Annotated in this window: 21 protein-coding genes; 3 read left to right on the top strand and 18 right to left on the bottom strand. The window is 61.9% G+C overall.

Features of this window, described 5'->3' with window-relative positions; genetic code table 11:
• Positions 1-31 precede the first annotated feature (31 nt).
• The 7 genes from tetH to ACFOWB_RS10375 form a co-directional block, all read right to left on the bottom strand.
• Positions 32-829, bottom strand: a complete 798-nt coding sequence (gene tetH, locus ACFOWB_RS10405; protein WP_378147153.1) for a thiosulfate dehydrogenase — start codon at positions 827-829, stop codon at positions 32-34.
• Positions 826-1,368 (bottom strand): c-type cytochrome, encoded by a 543-nt coding sequence (locus tag ACFOWB_RS10400; RefSeq protein ID WP_261405001.1) that lies wholly within the window; start codon positions 1,366-1,368, stop codon positions 826-828. The genes tetH and ACFOWB_RS10400 overlap by 4 nt, the downstream gene beginning before the upstream one ends.
• Complete coding sequence (gene soxC / locus ACFOWB_RS10395) at positions 1,355-2,626, bottom strand: sulfite dehydrogenase (protein ID WP_378147150.1); 1,272 nt, start codon at positions 2,624-2,626, stop codon at positions 1,355-1,357. Before soxC ends, ACFOWB_RS10400 begins: the two co-directional genes overlap by 14 nt.
• A gap of 43 nt (positions 2,627-2,669) precedes the next feature.
• Positions 2,670-3,152: a DUF302 domain-containing protein gene (locus tag ACFOWB_RS10390; protein WP_378147148.1), complete on the bottom strand. Its 483-nt coding sequence runs from the start codon at positions 3,150-3,152 to the stop codon at positions 2,670-2,672.
• 315 nt (positions 3,153-3,467) lie between these two features.
• Complete coding sequence (locus ACFOWB_RS10385) at positions 3,468-5,495, bottom strand: PAS domain-containing sensor histidine kinase (protein ID WP_378147146.1); 2,028 nt, start codon at positions 5,493-5,495, stop codon at positions 3,468-3,470.
• A 162-nt stretch (positions 5,496-5,657) separates the two neighbouring features.
• Positions 5,658-6,485 (bottom strand): alpha/beta fold hydrolase, encoded by an 828-nt coding sequence (locus ACFOWB_RS10380; RefSeq protein ID WP_261405005.1) that lies wholly within the window; start codon positions 6,483-6,485, stop codon positions 5,658-5,660.
• 153 nt (positions 6,486-6,638) lie between these two features.
• The gene (locus ACFOWB_RS10375; RefSeq protein WP_378147144.1) at positions 6,639-7,283 is read right to left on the bottom strand and encodes a response regulator transcription factor; all 645 of its coding nucleotides are present in this window, start codon (positions 7,281-7,283) and stop codon (positions 6,639-6,641) included.
• 217 nt (positions 7,284-7,500) lie between these two features.
• Here ACFOWB_RS10375 and ACFOWB_RS10370 point away from each other — a divergent pair, with 217 nt between their 5' ends.
• The gene (locus ACFOWB_RS10370; protein ID WP_261405007.1) at positions 7,501-7,887 is read left to right on the top strand and encodes a response regulator transcription factor; all 387 of its coding nucleotides are present in this window, start codon (positions 7,501-7,503) and stop codon (positions 7,885-7,887) included.
• Between the two features lie 312 nt (positions 7,888-8,199).
• On the opposite strand, the gene fdhE is transcribed toward ACFOWB_RS10370, so the two are convergent.
• The 6 genes from fdhE to ACFOWB_RS10340 all read right to left on the bottom strand — a co-directional run bounded on the left by fdhE (position 8,200) and on the right by ACFOWB_RS10340 (position 16,495).
• Complete coding sequence (fdhE, locus tag ACFOWB_RS10365) at positions 8,200-9,129, bottom strand: formate dehydrogenase accessory protein FdhE (protein ID WP_378147141.1); 930 nt, start codon at positions 9,127-9,129, stop codon at positions 8,200-8,202.
• 4 nt (positions 9,130-9,133) lie between these two features.
• Positions 9,134-9,892, bottom strand: a complete 759-nt coding sequence (locus ACFOWB_RS10360; protein WP_261405010.1) for a formate dehydrogenase subunit gamma — start codon at positions 9,890-9,892, stop codon at positions 9,134-9,136.
• The gene (fdxH, locus tag ACFOWB_RS10355; RefSeq protein WP_378147139.1) at positions 9,889-10,857 is read right to left on the bottom strand and encodes a formate dehydrogenase subunit beta; all 969 of its coding nucleotides are present in this window, start codon (positions 10,855-10,857) and stop codon (positions 9,889-9,891) included. The genes ACFOWB_RS10360 and fdxH overlap by 4 nt, the downstream gene beginning before the upstream one ends.
• Before the next feature lie 10 nt (positions 10,858-10,867).
• On the bottom strand, positions 10,868-13,951 hold the full coding sequence (gene fdnG, locus ACFOWB_RS10350; protein ID WP_378147136.1) for a formate dehydrogenase-N subunit alpha: 3,084 nt from the start codon (positions 13,949-13,951) through the stop codon (positions 10,868-10,870).
• Positions 13,952-14,221: 270 nt separating this feature from the next.
• On the bottom strand, positions 14,222-15,856 hold the full coding sequence (locus ACFOWB_RS10345) for a Na+/H+ antiporter (protein ID WP_378147134.1): 1,635 nt from the start codon (positions 15,854-15,856) through the stop codon (positions 14,222-14,224).
• 126 nt (positions 15,857-15,982) lie between these two features.
• Positions 15,983-16,495 carry a Dps family protein gene (locus tag ACFOWB_RS10340; RefSeq protein WP_261405011.1) on the bottom strand — a complete coding sequence of 171 codons (513 nt, stop codon included), beginning with the start codon at positions 16,493-16,495 and terminating at the stop codon, positions 15,983-15,985.
• A gap of 377 nt (positions 16,496-16,872) precedes the next feature.
• On the opposite strand from ACFOWB_RS10340, the gene tehA reads away from it, so the two are divergent.
• Together tehA and ACFOWB_RS10330 are read left to right on the top strand one after the other, a co-directional pair.
• A complete protein-coding gene (gene tehA, locus ACFOWB_RS10335) occupies positions 16,873-17,871 on the top strand; it encodes a dicarboxylate transporter/tellurite-resistance protein TehA (RefSeq protein WP_378147132.1) in 999 nt (332 codons plus the stop codon).
• Between the two features lie 105 nt (positions 17,872-17,976).
• The gene (locus ACFOWB_RS10330) at positions 17,977-19,668 is read left to right on the top strand and encodes an FAD-dependent oxidoreductase (RefSeq protein WP_378147130.1); all 1,692 of its coding nucleotides are present in this window, start codon (positions 17,977-17,979) and stop codon (positions 19,666-19,668) included.
• Positions 19,669-20,136: 468 nt separating this feature from the next.
• Here the strand turns inward: ACFOWB_RS10330 and ACFOWB_RS10325 are convergent, their stop codons facing one another.
• From ACFOWB_RS10325 to ACFOWB_RS10305, 5 genes are all read right to left on the bottom strand, one after another.
• Positions 20,137-20,856: a hypothetical protein gene (locus ACFOWB_RS10325; protein WP_378147128.1), complete on the bottom strand. Its 720-nt coding sequence runs from the start codon at positions 20,854-20,856 to the stop codon at positions 20,137-20,139.
• A 108-nt stretch (positions 20,857-20,964) separates the two neighbouring features.
• Entirely contained in the window at positions 20,965-21,732 is a 768-nt protein-coding gene (locus ACFOWB_RS10320; RefSeq protein WP_378147126.1) for an alpha/beta fold hydrolase, read from the bottom strand.
• A gap of 147 nt (positions 21,733-21,879) precedes the next feature.
• On the bottom strand, positions 21,880-23,604 hold the full coding sequence (gene poxB, locus ACFOWB_RS10315) for a ubiquinone-dependent pyruvate dehydrogenase (RefSeq protein ID WP_261405016.1): 1,725 nt from the start codon (positions 23,602-23,604) through the stop codon (positions 21,880-21,882).
• A 106-nt stretch (positions 23,605-23,710) separates the two neighbouring features.
• Entirely contained in the window at positions 23,711-25,297 is a 1,587-nt protein-coding gene (locus ACFOWB_RS10310; RefSeq protein ID WP_378147123.1) for a DHA2 family efflux MFS transporter permease subunit, read from the bottom strand.
• Positions 25,298-25,308: 11 nt separating this feature from the next.
• A complete protein-coding gene (locus ACFOWB_RS10305) occupies positions 25,309-26,499 on the bottom strand; it encodes an HlyD family secretion protein (protein ID WP_378147121.1) in 1,191 nt (396 codons plus the stop codon).
• Between the last annotated feature and the right edge of the window lie 24 nt (positions 26,500-26,523).

The following is a 26,523-nucleotide window of genomic DNA, read 5'->3' as shown; positions in this document are numbered from 1 at the left end:
GCCGGGCCAATGGCTTCACGTCCGCCCGCCCTCAGTCGGCTTTGGCGTAGGTGAAGCCCGCGCGCTGAAGCTCGGCAAGAAACGCGACCACGCTCGGGACGAGGATGGAGCCTTCCACCAGATGATTGGTGAGATCCGCGGCGATCATGTCTGCGGACGGGCCAGTCGGCCTCTTCGTCTGCAGCGTGCGGGCGATCGCATGGATCGAGTCGTGACACGCGATGAACGCCGCGCCACGCTCTTGAAGGGTCTGGATGTTGTTGTTCTGAGGGCCGTAATAGCCCCCCAGATCCTGCAGGTCGTCCGATGGGGTGGTTCCGGGTTTGGCGGATACGAACTTGTTCGCCGTGGCCTTGCCTCCCGACAGCGACGACAAGGCGTACATGTCCCATGCCGCCTGGTCGAAGAGCGTCAGATGGGCGGAACCGTGAACCGCAGCCACCGGGAGGAAGTCGGGGTTCTTGTGAGCAAAGACCTGACCGTTCAGCGCCTCTCTCATCAGGTTGAGCCAGGGAGCGCCCAGGTCGGTGCTCTCCCACATTTGAATCGTGCGAGGGCCGTACGACAGGACCAGTTGCGCGGCTTCGTGATCCCACTCGTCAGGCCTCGTGACCATGAATGGGACGGTTTTGAACGACCTTCGACGCGGAGCTGCCGCCAGGCTGGCCTTCAGGGCTCGCAGCGCTTCACCAGACGATGAACCGCTTCGGATCGTATCGCCCGCTCGAGCCGGCGATGCACCTGCGATGACGGCCGAGGCCCCGAGGAACCCGAGCGCCGCTCGCCGACTCGTGGTGACGTGAAACTCTGGCATGATGCGACCGCTCACTTCTGTCTCGAGTTGTGGATCACCCGAAACTCTTCGTCCGGCACGAAGCCGTCGCGGTTCGGCATTTTGACGGAGGGCAAGGTCGACCGATCGATGGTCGCGTTGGCGGGAATGATCCCGTTCATGTTCAGGATGTAAGCGACGACCGCATAAGTGTCGTCGTCACTCAGCGACTGCGGCTCGGGATATGGCATCGCTCGCCGGACGTAATCGAACAGCGTCGTCGCGTAGGGCCAGAAGCTTCCGACAGTCTTTACCGGGTGATCGGACGCCAGCGAACCTTGGCCACCTTGAAGTCTGTCGGCGAAGCCGCCCTGACCCTTGTCCCCGTGACAGGCGGCGCAGTTGTCATTGTAGACGTCGCGACCGCGGGCGACGTCCCCGCGACCTTCAGGAAGGCCAGTTCCGTCGGGACTGACATCGATGTCCCACAACTTGATTTCAGCCTGCGTCGCAGGACGGCCGAAATCGTAAGCGGAGGCGCCTGTCGCGAAGACGAGAGCCAACGCGCCGAGCGACAGTGCTTTAGGCCAGGACATTGCGAACCTTTCCGGCCGCATCGATGGCCCACGTTTGTTGAGCGTTGTAGTGGAAGAGGGCGTTCGTGCCCGTCGCGGCGATGAAGCTCGCGCGATCAGGCTGCACGTTGCCCTTTTCATCGGTGGACCGGCTGACAATTTTCGTCGGCGCGCCGTCCCATACCCAATCGGCCTGGAATCTCGTCTGAGCCTTCGGAAGGGCGGGCGCGCTAATGACCGCATCGCGCCATGTCTTCGCCCCGTCAGTGCTGATCTCGACCCTGACGATGCGGCCATGGCCGCTCCATGCGAGACCAGTGATGCGGGTGTATCCTAGGCGGATCTCCATCATCCCGGACGGCGAGGTAATGACGGAATTGACATCCTGATGGAGCTGGAACTGTCGCGCGGAGCCGTCAGCCTGAAGTTGCGTGTAGCGGGCTGTTTCCCAGCGGGTCATGAACGGCCGAGTGCCGAACTTCAGCCTGCGCAGCCATTTGATGTTCAGGTTGCCTTCAAATCCCGGAAGGAAGAGGCGGAGTGGAAAGCCGTGCGCTGGCCGCAGAGGCTCTCCGTTCTGCCCATGAGCCAGGATGCCCTCGGACAGGATCTCGTCTGTCAGCGGAATGCTTCTCGCCACGGCAGAGCCGTCGCCGCCCTCAGCAAGCATCCACGTCGACGCTGGATCGACGCCTACGAGGTCGACGAGGAACGAGAGAGGCACCCCCGTCCACTCGTTCGTGCTGATTAGCCCATGCGTGTTCTGAACCGTTACGTCGGACGGCGCCGACTTCCAATTCTCCCAGCCATTCCCGGTGCACTCGAGGAAGGCGATCCGGGAGATCGACGGCATCGCCAGAATGTCGTCCATCGTGAGGACGAGATTTTTCTGCACCATCCCGTGGACGAGGAGGCGGTGTTTCGCCGGATCGATTTCGGGAACGCCGGCATGGCTTCTTTCATAGTGCAAGTCGGCGGGCGTGATCGTCCCGACCAGCTTGTCGAGCGGGGCCTTGGAGTTGATCGCCCGACTGGGGTCCACATGGCGGATCCCGGGCGTCGACTCCGGCAGACGCGCGATATGCACGAACTCAGACCGCTCGCTAGTGGCTGTGAGCGGATTACCTGGACCCCGCTCAGGCACATCGGCCAGGCTGTCCGCTGAAGCTCTTTCGACCACCGCTGCGCCAGCAACACCCATCGCAGCCGATAGGATGTTTCTGCGCGAGAGGACGTGCGTCATCGCGGGCTCGCCACCCGTTTCAGCTTCCAAGCTCATCTTCCAATTCCTGAAATTGTCGGCGCCACCGCGCCCGCAGACGTCAGTTCGGGGCCTTGATCGCAGCTGCGATGACAGCCTCGCCTGCCCCGAGCTTTGCGGCCAGGCCGGCCGGCAGACCATGCCTACCGTCGAGTGAGGCTGCAGGCTGATAGACCACGGTCACCTGTCCGTCGCCCTCCTCGCGTACGAGGACCTTCAACGGAAGATCCAGTGCGAAGTCCGGCGCCGCTACCATGAGCGGGGTCCCGCCTTTGGGATTGCCGTAAACGAGCAGCGTCGTCGGCGGCATATCCAATCCAGCAGAGTTTGCCGCCTTTTTCTGATCAATTGTCGCAAAGACTGTGAAGCCTTTACCGACGAGCGCCGCGTCCAATTTCTGAACGGTCAGCGCAAAGGGGTATCCGCTGCTCAGCTTGATGAGCTCGCCATCATGATTTTCACCCGCCTTGGTCACGTTTCCAGCCGCCATAACTGTGCAGAAACAAACCGCCATAGCCCCTACGAGCAATTCGCGAATGTACACTGCCGCCTCCTGAATTTGATGGAGGCATTTTCTCACGTTTTTACGCCACGACTACTTGGACAGAAGCGTTCAAAACCTATTCGCGAGACCCTGAATGAACACACCTTCGTATAGGTGGCCTGTCAGGCCTGTCGCGTAACGGCACGCGAAAGAAACCGGGCGGATTGAAGGGGTCTTGGGGCGATGGGCTTTCGGTCGCCGCTGACGCCACTATCGAGACTTTGGAAGCCGGTCCCGCCCAGCGCGACGACGAACAGGATACTCCGCGTCGGCACGGGGGCGTCGCTAAGGAACTCGCACCCGATCGGACGAAGGCTACTCGCTTGGGGCTGCGGGCAGGCTCACTCGAAGCACCGCCCCTGGTTCGTCCAAGCGATTGCCTGCTGTAAGCGAGCCGCCATGCGCCTCAACGATGGAACGGCAGATCGCCAGCCCCAATCCAAGCCCGCCCTGTTTTGTCGAGCGGAAGCTTTCGAACATCTCGCTGGCAGCGCCGTCTGGAAAGCCAACGCCGGAGTCCGTGACGCATATCATCAATCGATGGTCTGCTTCGACGAGCTCGATCTGCACCCTTCTGTTGCGCGGCGGGCAGGCATGCATCGCCTGGATCGCGTTCATGATGAGGTTCACCATGACCTGCTGAAGCTGAACGCGATCGCCGATAACGATTGGGGCGGAAACCCTGTTGCTCTTGGTCAGGGCGACTTCGTGCTCCTGCAGTTCGTGCGCTAGAAGCGTGATCGTGTCGCTGACGACTGTATCGAGATTGACCGGTTCGAATTGGACTTCCTGATTGGCGGCGAGCGTTCGAATTCTTTGGATGATGTCACGGACCCGCATTGCGTCCCGTTGCAGCCTCTGAGACACGCCGTTGGCGAATTCGAGGTTCAGGTTTTTTTGCTGAAGGACACGTTCGAGAGTCGATGCGTTCGTCGTGATCGCCGTGATCGGTTGACTGATTTCGTGCGCGATCGATGCAGACAGTTCTCCTAGCATCGCCACTCGAGCGGAATGCGCGACCCCCTTGCGCAAACGTTCGAGATCACGTCGAACATTGACCTGCTCGGTGACATCAAGATGGGCTGCGAGAACGATGCCCTTCTTGCGAAGCTCTGGCGGCGACACCATGCAGAATATCGTGTCCACCTGCCGCCCATCGAGACTTCGCACTCTCATTTCCGCTTGGAATGCGGAGTTGGATTTGTAGACGTTCTCCAGAGCGGATCGGAAGACGTCACGCCCTGGGACAAATACGTCTATAAGCGTCCGACCGATCAGGTCTTCGCGTGAGATTGCGCCGAATAATTTGACCGCAGCTTCATTGGCTTCGCCGAACCTTACATTGGCGAGCGCAAAGTCGATAAACTCTGGATGCTCGTCGATATAGGCGCTTAGGTCAATCACGGACGTTGCGCGTAAATCTTCGAAACAGTGCGCCAGTTCCGGTGAGATCATCTCTGACAGAGCAACGGAGGAAACCTCCAGAAACATCCTGTGGCGAAGGTTGGCCTCTTGGAGATCCTTGCTTGCCTTCACGCGATCAGAAATATCGGTGATGCCTATCAGCAGCGTTCCGGTGCCGACAGTGCCCGGTAGAAATGTCACGGTGAACAGGACGTCGAAGACACGGCCGAGCAGTGTCTGCATTCGAGTCTCGACGATGAAATGCGGATCGCCGCCGATTGCGGCTAAAACCGAACTCGCGAAGTCCTTGGTGCTTTCGTAAGGCCAAAACTGATCGATGCTCGAATTGAGCAGATCGCGCTTGCTACCCTCGAATAGCTGCATCGATCTGTCATTCATGTCGATGATGCGCGTCGCGCGCATCATGTCGCGAACATATTTTGGGTTTTGAGCGAAATACGAGCGAAGATCAGTAACGCCTGTCTGGCGTAGATCTCTCAGCATTTCTCCGACGGCCACGAAGTCCAGCTCCCAGAATGACGCCGCGACCGCGCCAAACAGGTTACGGTATCTGTATTCGATATCTTGGAGTTTCTTCTCAGCGGGATGAGTTTCGTCGATTAATGTCGAAACGTCGATCGTTCGATCGTCGTCACTTGCCGCAGTCGAGAACCTCGCCAACCGCGCGCGGACTCGAATGGTGGAGCCATCCGCTCGCTTCCTCTCAAGACGCCCCGTCCATGAGCCACGCGTTTGAAGCTGCAGCTTCGCCTCTTCGGGATACGTTCCAAGCAGCGGTTCGATGTCTTGGTTCAGCGCGTCATTCGGCTTCACCCCATAAAGGGCGGCTGCAGCGAGGTTCCAACTCTTAATCCGCCCATCTACGTCCACGGTGACGACGCTGTCGCCAACGAGATCCAGGGCTTCGGCCAGAACCATGCTCGCACTCGCTTGCTCTCCATCGCTTATTCGCGATCGCGCGAGGAACGGCAAGCTGAGGGTAAGCAGGTTGGCCCAGAGCGCGCTGCACCCAGCGGGTCTGCGGTCGACGCCTTCGTGGCGATGGCGCGCCGACAACCGTCGGCGCGCCGGGCTGAGCGCTCAGTCCTTGGCGAAGGCGAGCAGGTCAGCGTTAAGTTTGTCCTGATGTGTCGAGGCGAGACCATGCGGGGCGCCCTGATAGATCTTCAGGACGGCTCCCTTGACGATCTTAGCGGTCAAGGCACCGGCGTGAGCGATCGGCACGATCTGGTCGTCGTCCCCGTGAATCACCAGAACGGGGATATCGATTTTCTCGAGATCGGGGGTGTAGTCGACCTCCGAGAATTCGCGGACGCATGCGTACTGGCCAATGATCCCACCCATCATGCCCTGGTTCCAGAAAGTGTGCCGAAGGCCGTCATTGATCGCCACCCCCCCGCGGTTCATGCCGTAGAATGGAATTGCGAGCTCGAGATAGAAATTCGAGCGGTTGTCGAACACGCCGTTGCGAATCCCGTCGAACACCGAGATGTCGAGACCGTCTGGCCACTGCGCAGTCGAGACCATGATCGGAGGGACGGCGCCGATAAGGACCGCCTTCGCGGCCCGGCTCGAACCATGACGACCAAGATAATGGGCGACCTCGCCACCGCCCGTAGAATGGCCGACCATCACGGCATTGCGGATGTCGAGCGCGTCCAGAACCGCCGCGAGATCATCGGCGTAGGTGTCCATGTCGTTACCGGAAGAAGGCTGATCAGAGCGACCATGCCCTCGCCGGTCATGCGCCACCACGCGGAAGCCCTGCTGGACCAGAAATAGCATCTGGCCGTCCCACGCGTCCGAGCAGAGCGGCCAACCGTGAGAAAACACGATGGGGCGGGCGTCCTTCGGACCCCAATCCTTATAGAAGATGTTCGTACCGTCTGCCGTCGTAACGAAAGGCATCGTCTGGATCCTTAGCTTGGGGACGCACCCCTTGAAACGCTGCGGACAGATGATGCTTCGAGGTTCCCGGCGCCGAAATCATACGGCGGTATGCCGCGGCTCTACTTCGGTGCAGGGCTGAATTGCTTATTGGTGATCGGCTAGCGCCCTCGGTCAGCGGATGTCGAGAGTCCGAATTTTCTGGATCAGATCCGTCGCGGTCGTCGCTCGCAGCTTCTTAAAGGCATTGCTGCGGTGCATCTTCACGGTGACCTCCGCCAATCCGAGCTCGAAGGCGATCTGCTTGTTGAGAAGGCCGCGATCGACCAGCTTCAGGACGTCCAGCTCTCGAGGCGTCAACTGCTCCGCAAGCTTGCGAAGTTCTGACAAGCCCATTTCACTTTGACGGCGCTCAGAATCGGACCGGATCGCTTCCCAGACGGCGTCGAGCAGCTCCTGATCGCGAAATGGCTTGGGAAGGAAGTTGACCGCGCCCAGCCTCATGGCCTTCACCGTCATCGGAACATCGGCATGGCCGGTGATGAAGATAATCGGCGTCTTGTCTCCACGGACGTTGAGCTTGGCTTGGAGCTCGAGGCCGCTCTCCTCCGGCATCCTGACGTCGAGAACCAGGCAGCAAGGACAATCAGGCAGATCCGCAGCGAGGAACGCCCGCGTCGAGGCGTATGACGTCACGAGCAGGCCTACGGATTGGAACAGGAAGTTGAGCGCCTCACGCACACCGTCATCGTCGTCCACAACGATGACCTGGGGAGGCGTTGGATGGGCCCCTCTATTCAAGTCACACTCGACGAGCATCCCCACCTCCGTCGGGCTGCCGAGACGCCCGATATGACTGTCACCGCCCTGCGAAATCGAGTCTCTCAGGAAAATCGGAGCGGGTCGTCAGCGCGGCAAGCGTAACGAAATGGAGAGCGAAGCACAAAGCTGACGGCATATACCGTCGTATGGCTTGCGTGGGTTATAAGCCCTGTCCAACTGCACAAGTTGGTGAGCGTTTCAAAGGGGGTGCTCCATGCCGCGGAAGCCTCCTGTCATTGCAGTCGTCGACGACGACGAGGACGTCCGATACTCTCTCGACGCTTTGTTTCGAAGCGGTGGGCTGGAAGTGGTTTGCTTCGCCGACGCCCTGAGTCTTCTGTCATGCGGAGATATTGAGCAGTTCTCCTGCCTGGTGAGCGACGTTCAGATGCCAGAAATGAGCGGCATCGAGCTCCTTGGAGAGCTGCGTCAGCGAAGAGTCGAGATCCCGACTGTCGTGATTTCGGCGTTCGTGACGGAAGCGGTCAGGCTGCAAGCTTCCCGCTTCGGCGCCTATAGCGTCTTGGAAAAGCCGTTCGAGCCCGACGACCTGTTCGCCACGGTTTGCGCCGCTGGTGGCGTCGACCCGGAAACCATCTAGGCGTCTCGGCAAGCGTCAACGCGGGCAGAGAGATCTGATAGATCGCCCCTAGAGCGTTACGTCGTCAAGGCTTCGTCGACGACTGCAGAGCATCAGCTCTGTGGGTCTAGTAGCCGCAAGCCGGCCTACGAGGACCTCGAGCCGCCGCAGGCTGATGCTTCGCGGACCGGGCTATAGCGAGGGCCGAAGGTCTCATGGGAGCTCACCACCGATACGTCTCGCGCGATCTGCCGGCTAGCGTTGCGAACCTTCATCTCCGACGTCCCTAGGCGTCGTGTAGTAGGCGCCTTTCTCACCCTTCGAACATGACGCTCAGAACCTGAGCAGAAACGGATTGTACGCCGCACGGCGGTAGGGGCCGTCCTTCATAAGCAGGTCGAGCGCCAGAGTTCCGATGTCGTCTGCGGTGGCCTCGATGGTCGTGTCGAGGTTCTCGTACATGACCTTCACATAGGTCCCGCACTCGTCGCAGGTTTCAGCCTTGATCGTCCCATTAGCGCCGTCGATCTCCTGATAACCAACTCCCTTGGTTGAGCCACAAGAGCAGCAGCGGATACGGACGAAATTCCACTGCGTCGCGCACATGGAGCAAACGCAGTAGCGATTGCCATGCGCATTTGCGCGGTCGACTATGATCGAAGCGACCGGAGCCCCACCGCATGCCGGGCAGACACCGTCGCCCACTGGCGAAAGCGCGCTTGGATCAAGCCCCGCCGCCAGCGTCGCCAAATGCACCTGAAGGCCGGCTGCTACGAGGGCATGTTCAGCAAGCTCATCGACCAGAGACCCGCCCTCAAGCACGCTGCGCTGCCATGCTTGGGTCTCTTCCTTTGCCGCGTGGCGCACGCGGTGAAGCGCGGTCACTGCAGCCACGGGCATAACGAAGTGTTCCAGCCTATCGAGGAACTGGTGCAGGGTCGAAATGATCGTCGCGTCGGAAGCAAGCCTTACTCGATCGATCGGCGGCATCCCGAAGGTGCTCGCGCGCCGAGCTGCCATGACGTCTGTCGGCGCCCAGCCTTGGCTCAAAACAGTCTCTGACTGGGCCTGTGCGATATCCGCGACGAAGTCGAGATAGAGCTTCATCGGGCTGACGCCCCCATAGGTCCTAAGCCGCTGCGCCCGATCTGAGAAAAGGGATCTCGGATCAGGAACGATCGCGAATGTCGGTGCGGACACGTCTCCGATCGCGGTCGGATCTGGCCTCAGCGCGTCCAGGTCGAATCTCGGTCCACGAAGCATGTGTTTAGGCCTGCGAGCGGGAGTGCGGGATTGAAGGATCGGCCGACGCCGGGAGTGCGGACGCCACGTCCTTCGCCTCGCGCTGCTCAACCAGCTGCTTGAGCCACAGGCGGTGATGGCGCCACGCCCAGCCGCCGGTGACCACGCCCTTGGTCATGGCTCCAAATGTGCCCTTCACCCAGAAGGCAGCGTAGACGTGAATAATCCAGACGCAGATCGCGAACACCGCGACCGATGCGTGAATGAGCACGGCGAAGCGCTGCAACTCGATCGAGACGAAGCCCGAGAAATACTGGTCCCAGATCACCACTCCGGTGCTGACCAGCACCATGATGAGAGCCGACATCGACCAGAAAACGAACTTCTGGCCGGCGTTGTATTTCCCGAGTTCGGGAAGCGTTTCGTCGCGGTTCGAAACCACGTCGATGATCTTCTTCAGCCACACGCCGTCGGCGATCGTCGGCAGGTTCGCGCGCCAGAATCGGACAAAGAGCAGGAAGAAGGAAACGACGAGAACGAGCCCGATCCAGGGATGAATCATCCGCGTCATCTGCCCACCACCGAACAGGGCGGTCAGAAAGAACAGCTTCGGTGTGAAGAGCGCCATCCCCGAGATCGCCAGCAGCGCCAGGCTTACGGCCGTGACCCAATGATTGAGTCGCACTAGGCCGCCATATCTTCGGACGCGGATTGGAAAGTCGTCGGTCACTGTGTCGCCGGACTGAGCTGTTCCTCGGGAGCCAACCTTCTCCACGGCGCTCATGCTCTTGCATCCTCACCGCCACTGACGCGCCGGCTGCGCAGGCGCTCCGCGTTCTCCTCGTCTTCCTCGGTGACCCTGTTCCCGCCGATGACGGCGTAGTGCACGAGCCCGGCGACCGCCGACGCGCCCATAAGCGCCATTCCGAGATATTTGGTGACGCCCTTCCAGACCTGGACAACGGCCGAGATACTGGGATTGTCCGGAAGGCCTGCATAGAGCGACGGTCGGTCCGCGTGATGGAGCACGTACATCACGTGGGTGCCTCCGACGCCCGGCGGATCGTAGAGGCCGGCATGCTCGAATCCGCGGGACTTCAGGTCCTTGATCCGGAAGTCAGCCCAGCCCTTCATTTCCTCCTTGGTGCCGAAGACGATCGCCTGTGTCGGACAAGCCTTCTGGCAGGCAGGCCCCTGGCCGACCGCGACACGGTCGGAGCAGAGCGTGCACTTGTAGGCCTTGTGGTCGACCTTGGAGATGCGAGGGATGTTGAAGGGGCAGCCCTTGATGCAATAGCCGCACCCGATGCAGTTATCGTGGATGAAGTCCACGATGCCGTTCGAATACTGGACAATCGCGCCTGGCGACGGGCAGGCTTTCAGGCATCCAGGATCGGCGCAGTGCATGCAGCCGTCTTTCCGGATCAGCCATTCGAGATGGCCGGTCTCGGGGTTGTCCCATTCGGTGAACCGCATCAGCGTGAAGCTGTTGGGCGTCAGGTCCATGGGGTTCTCGTAGACCCCGTGATTGACGCCAATCTCCTCGTGAAGATTGTTCCACTCGAGGCAAGCCGACTGGCAGGCCTTGCAGCCGATGCACTTCGTGACGTCGATGAGCTTCGCGACCTCGGTCAGGCGCTGCGCCGGCGGCTTTATTTCTGACGCCGAACGCCGGACGAGGTCCTTTTCGCTGAAGCGCGCCTTGGCGGCTTCGGGCTTGACGGACGGATTGGGGATTGGCGGAAACAAGCTACGCCTCCTATGCCACCGGGCCCGTCGAGGCCTCGATGTTGACCATGAAGGCCTTGAACTCCGGGGTTTCCATGTTGGCGTCGCCCACGAACGGCGTGAGCACGTTCGCAGGGAAGCCCTTTCTGGCTGCGCCGACGAAGCCCCAATGGATCGGAACGCCGACCACGTGGACGATCCTGCCGTCGCAGAGCATCGGCTTGATGCGCTTCGTCACCACCGCCTTGGCGAACAGCCCGCCGCGTTTGGACCAGACACGCACCCAATCGCCCTTGGCGATCCCCTTCTCCTCAGCGAGTTCGACCGAGATCTCGACGAAAGATTCTGGCTGGAGGACTGAGTTCACATGGTTGTTTTTGGTCCAGTAGTGGAAGTGCTCGGTGAGCCGGTAGGTCGTGGCCGCGTAGGGGAAATCGGCGCTGCCTATGTCCGCCAACTGCTTCCAATCGTCTTCGAACACGCGCGCGACGGGGTTACCGCGCACCTTTGGGGCAACGAGGTTGGCGACAGGGCTCTCGAACGGCTCGTAGTGCGATGGGAAGGGTCCGTCGCGTAGTAGCTGACGAGCGAACAGACGGCCGACACCCTCCGCATTCAGGATGAACGGCCCGACATCACGCGGCTTGGCCGTCGGCGAAATGTCGGGGACGTCGTAGCCAGTCCACTTCGCGCCGTCCCACTCCAGAAGCTTGCGCGACGCGTCCCAGGGCTTGCCGTCGAGATCGCACGAGGCGCGGTTGTAGATGATCCGCCGGTTGGCCGGCCACGCGAAGGTCCAGTTCAGGTACATCCCCGCGCCGTCTGGATCAGAGTTGTCCCGGCGGGCCATCATGTTGCCTGCCTCGGTGAAGCTTCCCGAGTAAACCCAGCAGCCACCGACGACGCCGCCGTCATCGCGGTACTCACCGAAACCGGAGAGCTGCTTCCCCTGCTGCAGAGTCATCCGCGACGGATTAGCGGGATCGACCACCTCGGAGACGAGGTAGCCGTTCATCTCCTTGGTGAGCTCTTCCGGGGTCGGTTCCTCAGCATCGGCATAAGGCCAGTAGAGATTGAGGATCGGGTCCGGGAAGGCGCCGCCTTCCTTCCGATAGAGCTCCCGTAGACGCACGAAGATCTGCGCCATGATCCAGGTGTCGGTGCGGGCGGAGCCGGGAGGCGAGCCGCCGGGCCAGTGCCACTGCATCCACCGCCCCGAATTGACGAGCGAACCCTCGTCTTCCGCGAAGCACGTCGTGGGAAGCTGGAGAACTTCGGTCTCGATCTCGACGGTGTTCACTTCGTTGTAGACGCCATGGTTCTCCCAGAACCGAGCCGTCTCGGTTTGAAGGGGGTCCATGACGACGAGCATCTTCAGCTTCGAGAGCCCCTCGACGAGCTTGGCTCGGTTGGGGAACGCCTGCATTGGATTGAACCCCTGACAGAAGTAGAGGTTCATCTTCCCCTTCTGCATCAGTTCGAAGGCGCGCAGTATGTCGTAGTTCGCGACATCAAGTTTCGGGAGATAATCGAACGCCCAGTCGTTGTCGGCTCGCGCCGCAGCGCCGTACATCGCGCGCATGAAGCTGACGAAGAACTTTCGATAGTTCTGCCAGTAGCTCGTCTGGCCTGGACGAAGCGGCTTGAAAGCGCGCGTCGACATGTACCGATTGAAGGTCGTCTCGCCATCGAGCGGCAGGTTCATGTAGCCCGGCAGCATGTTCGACATCAGCCCGATGTCGGTGAGGCCCTGGATGTTGGAGTGACCACGCAGGGCATTCATGCCGCCGCCGCGGACGCCGATATTGCCGAGGATCAGCTGCAACATCGCCATCGTGCGGATGTTCTGCGCGCCCTTCGAATGCTGGGTCCAGCCGAGGGCGTACATCGACGTCATCGCCTTGGCGGGCGATGACGTCTCGCTGATCATCCGGGCGACGGTGAGGAACTTGTCCTTTGGAGTTCCGCAGATGCGCTCTACCAGTTCGGGCGTGTATGCGGCGACGTGCGCCTTCAGGAGGCTCCAGACGCATCGTGGGTGCTGAAGCGTCTCATCGACGACCGCATAGCCATCTGGCCCGATCTGGTATTCCCACGTCGACCTATCGTAGTCGCGCTTGCTTTCATCATAGCCCGTGAACAGGCCGTCCTCGTACTCGAAGCCTTCCTGGACGAGGTAGGACGCGTTGGTGAACGCGCGCGTGTAGTCCCACTGCACCTTGTCGTTGGCGATGCAGTAGTTGATCACGCCTAGCAGGAAGGCGATGTCGGTACCCTGCCGGATCGGCGCATAATAGTCCGCTACCGACGCCGAGCGGGTGAAGCGCGGGTCCACCACGATCAGTTTCGCGCCACGATTGGCCTTCGCCTCGGTGACCCACTTGAAACCGCAAGGATGGGCCTCGGCAGCATTGCCGCCCATGATGACGACGAGATCGGTGTTCTTGATGTCCGTCCAGGGGTTCGTCATGGCTCCGCGACCGAATGTTGGGGCGAGACTCGCCACCGTCGGTCCGTGTCAGACGCGCGCCTGGTTATCGAACGCCAGAATTCCTGTGCTACGAACAACCTTGTAGGTCGCGTAAGCCGTCTCGTTTGTCGTGGCGGAGGCTGCCAGGAAACCGGTCGTCAGCCAGCGATTGACCGTAATGCCCGCCTCGTTCTTCTCGATGAAGTTGGCGTCGCGGTCGTCCTTGAGCGCCCGCGCGATCTTGTCTAGCGCGGAGTCCCATGAGATCGGCTCGAAGCGATCCGACCCCGGTCGCCTGACCATCGGCTGGGTCAGCCGTGTCTCGGACTTTACGATGTCGCGCAGGGCGGCGCCCTTTGGGCACAGGGTGCCTCGATTTGTCGGATGATCCGCATCGCCTTCGATGTGGACGATGTCGGCCTTCTCGCCTTTGCGGCGATCGCCCTTCGCGTAGACGATGATGCCGCACGCGACGGAACAGTAGGTGCAGGTGTTGCGTGTCTCGGTGGTGTTGGTGAGGTGGAAGGGTTTGACAGCCGCAGCCACAGCGGCCTCAGCCTCCGAAAACCCGAAGGCTTCCAAGCTCGTCGCAGCGGCTGCCGCAGCCGAACCCGCCAGGAACCCTCTTCGCGAAATTGGTGTCATCGGCGCATCCGCTCGTGAAGACGTAAAACGTTTCCGTCCCGGAGCCACCAATCGAAGTTTTGGCGTAACCCACTGCGGAGACGAGTGTTTTCGCCTTCATTTTCTCGAACACCTCCAAGTCAGGCAATTCACACACAGGGCTTCGGCGCCCCTCTGAACGAATGCCCTTGGCGATACCTTGGTATGGGGACCGAACACTCCGGCTGGCGCTGGCGGCGACCGCGCCTTGGCTTCTTTCGCAATCCATCGATAGCGGGTAGCGCTTGAGGGTCAGCTTTGCCGCGCTTCCGCAAAGTCGACTTCACTCACCAGTCGCCTGGCGACTTCATGCGAAATCTCGTGAGTGCGAGCCAGCCTGTAGAGCGCGTCCCGCTCCGCCCGGTAGCCGATCAAGCGGAGTTCGCGCTCGATCTTGTCGAACGTCTTCAGCATTGCGGCCTCGTCGCCGGTCTTGCTGCCCCGATCGATCCTGCCTCGATAGTCCGCCATCAGCGTCGCCGAGGCCCCAGCGTATGCCTCCGCTTTCCCGGTAGTGACGCTGAAACGCTCCAGAGCTCCAGCGATAGCAGCAATCGCTGCGTCGGCGGCTACGGTTCGTGCGTGATCCTCCGTGCGCTGCTGGGAGGGTTCAGGCGGCAGGCGCAGGTTCTTGAGAAGTTTCGGCAGACCGACGCTCGCCGCGACCAGGGACACGATGATGACGCCGGCGGCGAGCAAGATCGCCAGATCTCGAGACGGAAACGGAGCCCCGCTGGCGGTCGCCAGCGGGAGCGTCATCACGCCCGCAAGCGTGACCGCACCGCGGACGCCAGCCAAGGACGCGACCAACACCAATCGTGGATTTGGATGCCGGTGTCGACGCAGATCCTCTGCTCGACTGTAGAAGAACAGCTGCATCGATATGTAGACCCATACGATGCGGAGCGACACCAAAGCCGCGTAGACCGTCAAGACGATCGCGCTCAGCTCGATCGCGCCTAGAAAACCATCGCCCCCTACGATCGAAGACGCTCCTTTCATGATCTTCGGAAGCTGCTCTCCAAGGAGAACGAAGACCATGCCGTTGGCGGCAAACTGAATCGCGTCCCACACGGCGGATCTGCGCAGGCGTGTCAGCGCAAGAACGACGCCGGTCTGCTCGACGTAGCTCATGGTCACCCCTGCAGCGACAGCTGCGAGAATGCCGGAGCAGCCAAGTCGTTCCGCGACGAGGTACGCGCCAAACGGGATGAGCAAACTGATCAGGATTTCAGAACCTGCCTCTTCGCCCAGCCGAAGGACCGCAGCCCATTTGACTCTTGTCACCACCAGCGTGACGACGACGCCAATGCCCAAGCCGCCTGACGCCAGCCACACGAAGTCACCGATCGCGTCGCCAAGCGAGAAGCCGCCGGTAAGGACCGCCGCTACCGCAAACCGCATGCAGACGAGGCCAGACGCGTCGTTGAGGAGGGCCTCCCCCTCGAGAATGTGCATGAGCCGTTCCGGGATCTTCGCTCGTGCGGAGATCGCGGCGACGGCCACGGGATCCGTCGGCGAAATGACGGCCGCCAAAGCAAACGCCACGCCCAGCGGCATCGCGGGCGCGAGCCAGTTCAGGAGATAGCCGACCCCGAACACGGTCAGAGCCACCAGTCCGAGGGCGAGACCCAGGATGACCGATCGGTAGCGTACAACGTCGTCTTTCGAGATCCGCCACCCATCGAGAAAAAGTAACGGCGGCAGAAAGAGCAGAAAGAACAGCTCTGGATCGATGGACAACCCCATCCCCAGAAAGCCGTCGATCGCGACGCCGATCCCAACTTGAACCAGCGGTAGCGGGAATAACCCAGCGCGGATCCGCGCGACGAAACCACTGACGACAACTGCGCCGAGCAAAAGGAGCACAGCTGTGACGGTTTCCATCACCTGACCTCGTCGCGACAGCCGCGGGCGTTTCAACCAGCGCTGCGGTTGGCTCAATGGAAAATGCGGGCGACCGTGGTTCCGATCGCCCGCCAACGCGAGACGTTCCGATGGGGCAGCGCCTTGTCAGCGGCGCGTGGTTTCGTAGAGAAACCACACCCGACGCTCCGCCTCGTCGATCCAGTTTTCGATCAGGCTCGCGGTGGCGACATCTTGATTGGCGCCGCATAGTTCGTGGGCCGCCATGAAGCTCGTGACCAGCTTCAGATTGTCTTCCCGAAGCTCGCTCAGCATGTCCTCAGGCGTGACGTAGTCGGCGTCGTTGTCCAAGACACGAGTGATGCGTGCGGCCTGTCCGATCGAGCGAAGCGTCGAGCCGCCGATCTTTCGAACTCGTTCCGCGATTGCGTCGGAAGCAGCGAAGATCTCTGTCGCCTGCTCATCGAGAAGCAGGTGGTAGTCGCGAAAATTTGGACCGGATACGTGCCAGTGGAAGCTCTTAGTTTTGACGTAGAGCGCGAAGATATCCGCGAGCAAGGTGGTCAGTGCGGCGGAAATGTCTCGCTGCGCCTCGGCCCCAAGTCTCGTGGGTGTGTCGAGCGCCGCGCGGCGCCGTGAGATTGCGATGCTATTGGACATGACAGGTCTCTTCCTCCGAAGCCGAGTTCAGGGAAGTTTGTTGGCGGCGATGCGGCTCCGCCATCCAACTGAGAGATCTCTGAGCTAGCCCGTAGGTTGGGCTGATCTATACGCGCGGATGAGAGACCATCTGCGCTGTCTTGGCATGGCCAATCCTGTTTACTGATCGGAGTCTCGCTTGGGCCGAGGGCTACGTGCCAACCTTCGTATAGGCAGAACAGAACCAAGGTATCTCTCTCGCCTACGACTGTGGGGTTCTTTTTGCCGACGCCGAGGCTCAGATTTGGCGGACTGGTCGCGGCCGTCCTGACGGCTCAGCGCCCCAATCAGACGGTCGGGCGAAGGGGTCGATCGTCGAGCCACTGGAGGCCCCGAAGATGTCTCGTCGAATTTCGCTCCCGGTCATTCCCGCAGCCTTCTTTGGGATGGTGCTCGGACTCGCCGGTCTCAGCACTTCATGGCGCGTCGCACACACTGTCTGGGGGCTGCCCGCAATCGTCGGCGAGATTTTGGCAGCAATCGCGATCGTGGTCTGGGCTGTCGTAGCTATCCTTTACGCCGCAAAGTGGCTGGCGGCCCGCAGTGACGCGGTGACGGAAGCCTTCCACCCGGTGCAGTGTTGCTTCATCGGACTGGCGGGTGTCGCAACGATGCTCGTGGCTGGACTGCTTAAGCCCTATGCCTTTGGCTTGGCGGCGACCACGTTCATTCTTGGGGCAACCTGGACTGTGGCTTTCGCGGTCTGGCGCACCGGTGAGCTCTGGAAGGGCGGGCGCGAAAAGGCGGCGTCGACGCCCGTGCTATACCTCCCGACCGTCGCAGGCGGCTTTGTGGCGGCGACGATTGCGTCAGCCTTTGGTCATCTCGACTGGGGCCAGCTTGCGCTCGGCGCGGCCACCTTCTCATGGCTGGCGATCGAGTCTGTGATTGTCCATCGGTTCTTCACGGCGGCTGAAATGCCCGTGCCGCTGAGGCCGACAATGGGCGTTCAGCTAGCGCCCGGCCCCGTGGGCGCGGTGGCGTTCATCTCAGCCTATCCTGGTGACCCGACGTTCTTTGCTCACGCCCTCATCGGGTATGGACTTCTGCAGGCGCTCGTTCTCATTCGGTTGATGTCGTGGATCCGCGAGGGCGGGTTCTCCGCCTCGTTCTGGGCGTTCACCTTCGGCGCGACCGCACTCTCGACCGCGCCTCTTCTGCTGCTTGCCCGCGGCGAGAGCGGCATGATCAGCTGGATCGCGCCCGTGACCTTCGCCGCGGCGAACGTCCTTGTAGTCGCAGTCGCGATTGGCACGATCCGCCTTGCGATCCAGGGGAAACTGGTGGCCAAGAGCGTGTCGCTGGGTAAGCCTCCGCTGACCTCCATCCCGACCTAATCATCGACGACCCGCACCAAGCCGACAGGTCACAGAGCCAGAAGCTTTGGTTTGGCCTGAAGGCTGTCCAGCAGCGCCGAAACGTTTCTTCGAGAGTCCGCGACGATGAGCATGATCGACGCCCGGAGGCATCAATTCTTTCCTGTTCTGACTTCGTCGCAGTTGGCGGTGGTCAAAAGGTTCGCCAGTTCCGGCGAACAGAGATTCGCTGCGGGTGAGCCGGTTTTCAACATAGGCTCCGCGGCTCCGGTGTGGGTCATATTGGAGGGATCGATTGATCTGATCCGCCGCGACGGCCTCGGCCGCGAAGAACCGATCACCACTCAGTCGGCCGGGCAGTTCACCGGTGAGGTCAGTCAGCTTGCAGGCCGTCCGGCGTTGGCGCTGGGCAAGGCTGGCAAGGACGGTTGCCTGGCATTTGCGCTCGATCCGGCGCATTTGCGCGCGTTGCTGATCGGTTCGGCTGAGATCGGCGAAATCGTCATGAGGGCGCTCATCCTTCGGCGCGTGGGCCTGATCGAAGGCGGCGTCGCCGGATCAGTTCTGCTTGGCAAACCTGGAGAAGCGAACCTTGTTCGGCTCCAAGGCTTTCTCGGCCGCAACGGTTATCCGCAAACACTTATCAACGCCGGCGATCCATCCGAGGGGCGCGCGATCGTCGAACGCTTGGGCATTGCTCCAGAGGATCTCCCGGTGCTGGTGTGCCCAACCGGAACCGTGCTGAAGTGTCCGTCAAACGCCGAAGCCGCCCTGTGCCTTGGCATGACGCCGACGCTCGACCCCGATCGCATCTACGACGTGGCAGTCGTTGGGGCCGGGCCCGCAGGTCTGGCGACGGCGGTCTACGCAGCATCGGAGGGGCTGTCTGTACTGGTCCTTGACGCCCGCGCGATCGGGGGCCAAGCCGGTGCCTCCTCCCGGATCGAGAACTACCTCGGATTCCCGACTGGCATCTCTGGGCAAGCACTCGCCGGACGCGCCTACAATCAGGCTCAGAAATTCGGCGCCGAACTCGCCATTCCCACCGAGGTGACGGCTCTCAAATGCAACTACCCTTCCTTTGGCTATCATAGTCTCGACCTGTCTACCGGCGATCCTGTGCAGGCGCGGACTGTGGTGGTGGCCTCGGGCGCTCGGTACCGCCGGCCGCAGATCAAGAACCTTGAGTTTTTTGAGGGCTCAGGCGTGTCCTATTGGGCTTCCCCGGTCGAGGCGAAGCTGTGCGAAGGCGAAGAGGTCATTCTGGTCGGAGGCGGCAATTCCGCCGGCCAGGCTGCGGTCTTCCTAGCGTCACGCGTGAAACGCCTGCATCTCGTCGTGCGTGGGAATGGCCTCGCCGCCTCGATGTCTCGCTATCTCATTGACCGCATCTCGGCTCTGGAGAACGTCGAACTGCACACCCGCACCGAGGTCACCGAAATCACCGGTGCTGCAGACGGCGGGTTGACCTGCGCGGTTCTCAAGAACCGAGAAAGCGGGGCTGTCTGGACGCAGACCCTTCGGCACCTTTTCCTGTTTGTCGGCGCGGATCCGAATACGGGGTGGCTCACAGATTGCGTCGAACTTGACGCAAAGGGTTTCGTGACGACAGGCGAAACCCGGGGAGAGACCGGTGGCCGAACAGCCTCCCTTGAGACGTCTCGCTCCGGCGTCTTCGCGATTGGCGACGTTCGCGCCGGATCCACCAAGCGGGTTGCCGCGGCGGTCGGTGAGGGCGCCGCGGTGGTCGCGCAGATCCACGCCCATCTCTCGGCTCATCCGGCGGATGCCGTGCTCCCCTACGTTCGGCGCGCCTGATCGACCATCCCTGCCCGCAACGTCGCGGCGACCTTGACGGACTTCGAGGTCAAAACGACCGTTCTCTCCGGATCCGCAAGGCGTCGGAGCCAGCGCATGACATTGAGGGGCGTGTGAAGCCGATCCTCGCCAATGCGAGGTTGTGCTGGGCGCGCCGTGCAGTTTCGGGGCCTGCCGCGATCCCTCACATCGCCTGATGCGTCGTCATCATGCCGCCGCCAGTCGTCTCCGCCGAAACGCTGCCCTGCCGTTCTCGGAGGAGGCGAAAGGCGGAGCCCAATTGGGGAGGGATCCCGCGCCTCCAGGATTGGCCCATTAACGTGCTTGAGCGCCCGGGACGCGTCTCAGGACACATGACGCCGCACGCAAGCGCTGACGGCGTCCGCAGTTCTACGCGTCGATCGCCAGACGCCGCGCCAGTCGGCGCCGCGCTCTGGCGATCGTGCCGCGTCGGTCAGTTCCGCTGTCTCACGAGAACCGGATGTCGCTGATGTCGATCGAAACCATGAGCATCTCGGGGATGGGATGGCGATCAGGGCTTCGCGTGTGGGCTCGACGCTTTGTCGGCACCGAAAACCCGTCCGCCTTCACGTAATCGGAGACCAGCTGAGCTGCCCCGAAACCGCCGGCGACGTTCACGTTGTAGTCGTGACGACGGAGCATCAGATCTTCGCCGAAAAAGAAGTCATGGACGTAATTGTGAGTGTCGATCGAGCTGGGGAACTCAGCGCGAAGCACACGCCAGGTCTCCGCTCCCTCCTGCCAGGGTTCGACTTCTGTGATCCTTACGCCTTCCTCGGCGAGAAGAAATGGCACGGTGAAATAAGTCCAGAACGCTTCTCCGCTGAAATAGGTCAGATGCAGCGGATCCCACGGCGAATGCATCTGGTGGCCCGCGAAGGCTTCCCGGGGGGAGCTCCTTTCGGCGACGACGTCGCCTGACGTCGTTTCGATCGCTACGCGCTCAGGCGTGAAAACGAACATTTGGTTGGAGGCGCCAATGTTCGAGAGCGTGACCCGAGGTTTATGAAGCCAGACTGTCAACGTCCTGGACAGAGTGTCCTGGGGCATTCCCTTGAAGCGGAAAAAGCCTCCGCCGTTGACGACGGTCGCTTCGACCTTGTCATGGGCGCTCCAGAGATCGAAGCCACCGTGGGCCTGTATAATCTTTTCGAGCAATTCATTCATAGCAAACCTCCTTCGTGCATGTGACACGCCCCCGCAAAGCAGGGGCGCCCACCGTGATGCTTTTGGGTCTTTAGGTGATGGGTTGTATTCGATGACTTGGAGACGAGATCAGTTCGCCGCCGCCTCTTCGATGATCTGCGCGACCTCATGCGGATGGGAGACCATCAGCGCGTGCGATCCGCCTTCAACTCTCACTGCCTTGTGAGCTTTCGAACGCTCAGCCATGAAGGCCATGGCCGCAGGCGGGATGTTCTTGTCGGCCGAGCCGTAGATCCACCAGTTTGGGATGGTCTTCCAGGCGGCGAGCTTCGTCGGCTCCTCAAGGGCTGCTTTCGCAACAGGCCGCTGGGTCGTCGCCATCGTCGCCGCAGTCGACGCAGGCACGTCTGCGGCAAACTGAGCGTGAAACTTGGTCTTCAGGACAAAAAGATCGGTCCCACCGTCCGACGTCGAGACAGTGTGGAGCGTGTCACCCAGGGTTGATCCGGGAAACTTGCCGGTCAATCCAAGCGCAGACTCGCCGACATCGGGCGCGAAGGCTGAGACGTATACCAACGCCTTCACATTCGACGTTCCTGCCGCCGCGTCCGTGATCACTGGACCGCCGTATGAGTGGCCCACCAGAACCACGGGCCCTGGAACCGACTTGACCAGTGCTCCCACGGACGCCGCGTCGCCCGCGACGCTGCGCAGCGGGTTGGCCGCCGCAATGACGGGATAGCCGTGTCCTTCGAGTTCCGCGATGACGCCGCTCCAGCTGCCGCTTTCGGCGAACGCGCCATGGACAAGAACAATGGTCGGCTTGTCTTTGGCGTAGCCAACGCCGCTGGTCAGAGCAGCCAATGCTGCGCCAGCCGCAACGATCGATTTGCGCATTGAGATCCCCACTTGGTCCACGAAGCGCACATCGCTTCTTGGCAAAAAGTTAGATCTCGTATGCAGTCCGGTTAAGGCAAATCTTCGCTTAAGCGAACATATACGTGGGTCTAGGTAGTGACATGCGAATTCTAGACTTCCGTTATTTCATCGTTTGAAATTCGTGGAGACGAGTTCCATGACCTCGTCGCCGCGGCCATTGATGATCGCCTTCAGCATGTAAAGGCTGAAGCCCTTGGCTTGCTCAATCTCGATCTTGGGCGGCATCGACAGTTCGGTGCGCGCGGTGTGGACGTCGACCAGGGCTGGGCCGTCATGGGCGAAGGCGCCCTTCAGCGCGTCCTCCAGCTGCTCGGAGCTCGTGACACGAAACCCCTTGATCCCCGCGCTTTGCGCGAGCGCGGCGAAGTCGGGATTTTCGAGCGCGACATTGGTGTCGAGATAGCCGGCCGCCTTCATCTCCATCTCGACGAAGCCGAGCGTGCCGTTGTTGAACACCACGATCTTGATCGGCAGTTTCAGCTGCTTGGCGGTCAGCAGGTCGCCCATCAGCATGGCGAAGCCGCCGTCGCCCGACATCGAGACCACCTGCCGGTCCGGAAAGGCGCCCTGAGCGCCGAGCGCCTGCGGCATGGCGTTCGCCATCGAGCCGTGGCGGAACGAGCCGATGATGCGGCGCTTGCCGTTCATGGTGAGGTAGCGCGCCGCCCAGACCGACGGGGTGCCGACGTCGACGGTGAAGACCGCGTCCTCCGCCGCGAGCGCGTCGATCGTCTTGGCCACGAACTGCGGGTGCAGCGGCTTGCCTTTGGCGGCCGACGTCGCGAGATCGTCGAGCCCCTTGCGGGCCTCGGCGTAGTGTTTGCGCGCGGTGTCGACGAAGCCGCGGCCGCGCCCGGCTTTGATCTTGGGCAGCAACTCGCCGATCGTCGCCTTCACGTCGCCGACGATCCCGAGCGCGAGCTGCGCCCGCCGCCCGAGCGCGCCGGGATTGCGGTCGACCTGAACGATCTTCGCCTTGGGCGGATAGAAGTTGCGGTACGGAAAGTCGGTGCCGAGCATCAGCAGCGTGTCGCACGACATCATGGCGTGATAGCCGGACGAGAAGCCGATCAGCCCGGTCATACCGACGTCGAACGGGTTGTCGTACTCGACGAACTCCTTGCCGCGGAACGCGTGGACGATCGGGCTCCCAAGCGCGTCGGCGAGCGCCACGACCTCGTCATGGGCGCCGGCGCAGCCTGCGCCGCAGAGCAGGGTCACGGCGGACGAGCCGTCCAGAAGCTCGGCAAGCGCATCGACGTCCGCCAGGTTTGGTAACAGGCGCGGCTCGGAAAGCTTCGACCAGTCGGAGCGCGCCGCCCCTGGCGCTGGCTTCAGCGCGATGTCGCCCGGGATGACCAGCACCGCGACGCCCTTCTGGCCGATCGCGGTCCGCATCGCGCGATGCAGGATCTCCGGCATCTGCCGGGGGTCCTGCACCATTTCGCAGAAATGGCTGCACTCGCGGAACAGCTCGGTCGGCCGCGTCTCCTGAAAGTATTCCAGTCCGATCTCGCTCGAGGGGATGTGGGCCGCGATCGCCAGCACCGGCACGTGGTTGCGGTGGCAGTCATAGAGCCCGTTGATGAGATGCAAGTTGCCGGGTCCGCAGCTTCCCGCGCAGACCGCGAGCTCGCCGGTGAGCGCTGCCTCGGCGCCGGCCGCGAAGGCCGCGACCTCCTCGTGCCGGACATGCATCCAGTCGATCGACTTCAGCCGCCGAAGGCTGTCGTTCATGGCGTTCAGGCTGTCGCCGGTGACGCCCCAGATGCGTTTGACGCCGGCGTTCGCCAATGTCTTGACCAGAAGGTCGGCGATCGTCTGGGCCATTCCGCATCTCCGTGAATCGTGGCTGAGGCTGGCGCGTAACTGCGTCACGCCTCTCGAAAGGAAATGCACCGGCGGCCGCCAGGGGCGCCGCCAGCGCCGCTGTTCGTCAGTGCGCCTGACCCGGCTTGGCGGCCGAAGGTCGCCTGGCGAACAACACGGAAATTGCGGCGAGCGCCAGCAGCGCGCCGACGACCGCGAAGGCGTCACCGAAGCCGAGGATGAGCGCCTGCTTCCGGACGATTTGGCCGATCGTCACAATCGCCTTTCCGGTCGCCGCCGCATGATCGCTATCCCCGTGGGACATGAAATATGCGCTCAGTTGATCGATGCGCTGCCGGACTTCCTCCCGCCCGATGTTCACCGACTGTCCGATGACGTTGGAGTGATACTGCTCGCGCTTGGTGATGACGGTCGCGAGCGCTGCAGTGCCTACTGCGCCGCCGAGATTGCGCAGCATGTTTGAAAGCCCTGACGCCGCGCCCGCATCCTTCGGCGCTATGCCGCCGGTTGTGATCGCGCTGATCGGAGTGATGACCAGGGCTTGCCCGACAGCGCGTATGATGTTCGGGATCAGGAACTCGTCGCCCGAATTGTCTGCTGAAAGCTGGACGTTCATGAAGCAGCTAAGCGCGAACAGCGCAAGGCCGACAAACGCGATCGCCCGCACGTCGAAATGCTTCATCATCAGCGGAATGAACGGGATGATCAGGAGTTGCGGCAGGCCAGTCCACGCCAGGACGAGCCCGATCTGCTCCGCATTGTAGCGCTGGACCTGCCCCAAATATTGCGGAAGCAGGTACACCGATCCAAAAAGCGCGAATCCGAGCAGCGTGTTCGAGACGACGCCGACCGCGAAGTTGCGCTGCCTGAGTAGCCTGAGATTGACGAGCGGCTTGCTCACCGTGAACTCGATCACGATGAAAGCTGAGAGAAAGACCGCCGCAACGACGGCGAGCCGGAAGATAAACGGCGATGCAAACCAGTCGTCCTTGTTGCCCTCCTCCAAGACGGTCTGGAGCGCCGACAAGCCGATCGCCATTGTGACGATGCCGAGCCAGTCGCCTTCCCTAAGCAGTTCCAAGCGCATCGGCGACCGGTCGAGGGTGGCGAACAGCGCGACGATCATCACCAGGCTGGGGGCCGCGTTCACATAGAAGATCGATTGCCAGCCATAGTTCTCGGTCATGTAGCCGCCGATCGTCGGCCCGATCGCGGGCGCGAAGGTTACGGCAAGTGCGAACATCGCAAGCCCGATCGGCTGCTGGCCCTTCGGCAGTCTGGTCAGGATCATCGTGAAGGCCATCGGGATAAGCACGCCGCCCGCAAAGCCCTGAAGGCCCCTCAGTGCGATCATGGTCCCGAGGTCGTGCGCAAAAGCGCAGGCGATCGAGAACAGCGGAAACAGGATTGCATTCGTCAGCATGTAGCGGCGGAACGAGAAGACCCTGCTCAGATAGTCGGTCAGCGGGATGACGACGATCTCGCCGATTAGATAAGAGGTCGAGATCCAGGCGCCGTTGTCGATGCCGGTGCCGATGCCGCCCTCGATGTCGAGCAGCGACGCGTTGGTGATCTGGATGTTGAGGATCGCCATGAACGCGCCGATCATCGCGGCCGAGACCGCGATCCATTCCCGGACGCTGGCGGTCTCGCGAACGGGCGGCGCGTCGAAGGTGGCGGAGGCTGCGGACATCGCCGGAGCGCTCAATTCGGCGCCGTGGCGCGCGCGGACGGTCGCGCCGACACGTCGATGCTGGGTTCGACCGACATGCCTGGCCGGAGCTCGCCCGACGCCCGCGCGTCGTCGTCGAGCGCGATGCGGACCGGAATGCGCTGGACGACCTTCGTGAAGTTGCCAGTCGCATTGTCGGGCGGGAGCAGCGCGAAAGTCTGGCCGCTCGAGGGCGACAGGCTGTCGACGCGCCCCCGGAACACGCGACCGGGGAACATGTCGACCTCGATCTCGACCATCTGTCCCGCGACCACTTCAGTAAGCTGCGTTTCCTTGTAATTCGCGACGACGTACACGGCATGCAGGGGCACGATCGACATCAACTGAGTGCCTGGCTGTACGAATTGCCCGACCCGTAGCGTGCGATTGCCGACCACCCCGTCGGCCGGCGCGACGATGTTCGTGTAACCAAGATTGAGCACGGCCTGACGCTCGACGGCCTCGTCGCGGCCGAGCTTCGCCTGAGCCTGCGCTAGATCGGCCTTGAGCTCATCGATCTGCTTGATTGCGGAAGCCAAGCTCGCAGTGTCCCGCGCGAGGCTCGCCTGAGCGCCCGAGATGCGAGCCGCCGCACTCTGCGCATTTTGCAGTGAGCCGTAGCCGGTCTTGGCGAGATCCGCGTAGCGCTGGTTTTCCTGTCGCGCAAAGATCAGGTTGGACTCGTCGACGGCGACCGTCGCTTTGGCCGCGTCGACCACGGACCGCTGCGTTTCGATCGCCGCCCTCTTGCCAGTAATGACCGCCTTCGAAGTCGCGACATCGAAGCGAGCCTGGTCGAGCGCAGCGAGATAATCGCGATCGTCGATCTTCGCGAGCGCTTGGCCGACTTTGACCGGCTCATTGTCCCCAACGAAGACCTCGACGAGGTGACCGGCAACGCGTGGTGCGATGGCGACGTTGTCCGCCTGAACATAGGCGTCGTCGGTCGAAATGCGGAAGCGGCCGACCGTCCAGTAACGCCAGCCGAACCATGACGCGCCGGCGACGATTGCGACCGCCAGCGTGCCGATGAGGAGCTTGCGCAGCCCTCCTCGGTTCGCCTGTCCGCCCTGTTCACGCTCAGTTGCTTCAGGCTTGTTAGCGCTTGAGATCACCAAGTCGCCGACAGCCTCGCGGCGACCGATCTCGCGCTCTACGTCCAACTGACTTGGGTGCTGCGTCATGCTGCGCCTCACGCATTCCACGCT

The organism is Chenggangzhangella methanolivorans, from assembly GCF_042648545.1.
GTDB lineage: Bacteria > Pseudomonadota > Alphaproteobacteria > Rhizobiales > Methylopilaceae > Methylopila > Methylopila methanolivorans.
The sequence above is the reverse complement of the archived record's forward strand: the minus strand, read 5'-3'. Positions and strand labels throughout refer to the sequence as shown.

Coding starts and splice junctions, on each gene's coding strand:
- ACFOWB_RS10400 (WP_261405001.1), bottom strand. CDS start 1,368: ATGTCCTGGCCTAAAGCACTGTCGCTCGGCGCGTTGGCTCTCGTCTTC.
- ACFOWB_RS10360 (WP_261405010.1), bottom strand. CDS start 9,892: ATGAGCGCCGTGGAGAAGGTTGGCTCCCGAGGAACAGCTCAGTCCGGC.
- ACFOWB_RS10325 (WP_378147128.1), bottom strand. CDS start 20,856: ATGAATGAATTGCTCGAAAAGATTATACAGGCCCACGGTGGCTTCGAT.
- ACFOWB_RS10370 (WP_261405007.1), top strand. CDS start 7,501: ATGCCGCGGAAGCCTCCTGTCATTGCAGTCGTCGACGACGACGAGGAC.
- ACFOWB_RS10380 (WP_261405005.1), bottom strand. CDS start 6,485: ATGCCTTTCGTTACGACGGCAGACGGTACGAACATCTTCTATAAGGAT.
- ACFOWB_RS10310 (WP_378147123.1), bottom strand. CDS start 25,297: ATGTCCGCAGCCTCCGCCACCTTCGACGCGCCGCCCGTTCGCGAGACC.
- ACFOWB_RS10305 (WP_378147121.1), bottom strand. CDS start 26,499: ATGACGCAGCACCCAAGTCAGTTGGACGTAGAGCGCGAGATCGGTCGC.
- ACFOWB_RS10385 (WP_378147146.1), bottom strand. CDS start 5,495: ATGGTTCTGGCCGAAGCCCTGGATCTCGTTGGCGACAGCGTCGTCACC.
- poxB (WP_261405016.1), bottom strand. CDS start 23,604: ATGGCCCAGACGATCGCCGACCTTCTGGTCAAGACATTGGCGAACGCC.
- tehA (WP_378147132.1), top strand. CDS start 16,873: ATGTCTCGTCGAATTTCGCTCCCGGTCATTCCCGCAGCCTTCTTTGGG.
- ACFOWB_RS10340 (WP_261405011.1), bottom strand. CDS start 16,495: ATGTCCAATAGCATCGCAATCTCACGGCGCCGCGCGGCGCTCGACACA.
- soxC (WP_378147150.1), bottom strand. CDS start 2,626: ATGAGCTTGGAAGCTGAAACGGGTGGCGAGCCCGCGATGACGCACGTC.
- ACFOWB_RS10375 (WP_378147144.1), bottom strand. CDS start 7,283: ATGCTCGTCGAGTGTGACTTGAATAGAGGGGCCCATCCAACGCCTCCC.
- fdhE (WP_378147141.1), bottom strand. CDS start 9,129: ATGCTTCGTGGACCGAGATTCGACCTGGACGCGCTGAGGCCAGATCCG.
- ACFOWB_RS10320 (WP_378147126.1), bottom strand. CDS start 21,732: ATGCGCAAATCGATCGTTGCGGCTGGCGCAGCATTGGCTGCTCTGACC.
- ACFOWB_RS10330 (WP_378147130.1), top strand. CDS start 17,977: ATGAGCATGATCGACGCCCGGAGGCATCAATTCTTTCCTGTTCTGACT.
- ACFOWB_RS10345 (WP_378147134.1), bottom strand. CDS start 15,856: ATGGAAACCGTCACAGCTGTGCTCCTTTTGCTCGGCGCAGTTGTCGTC.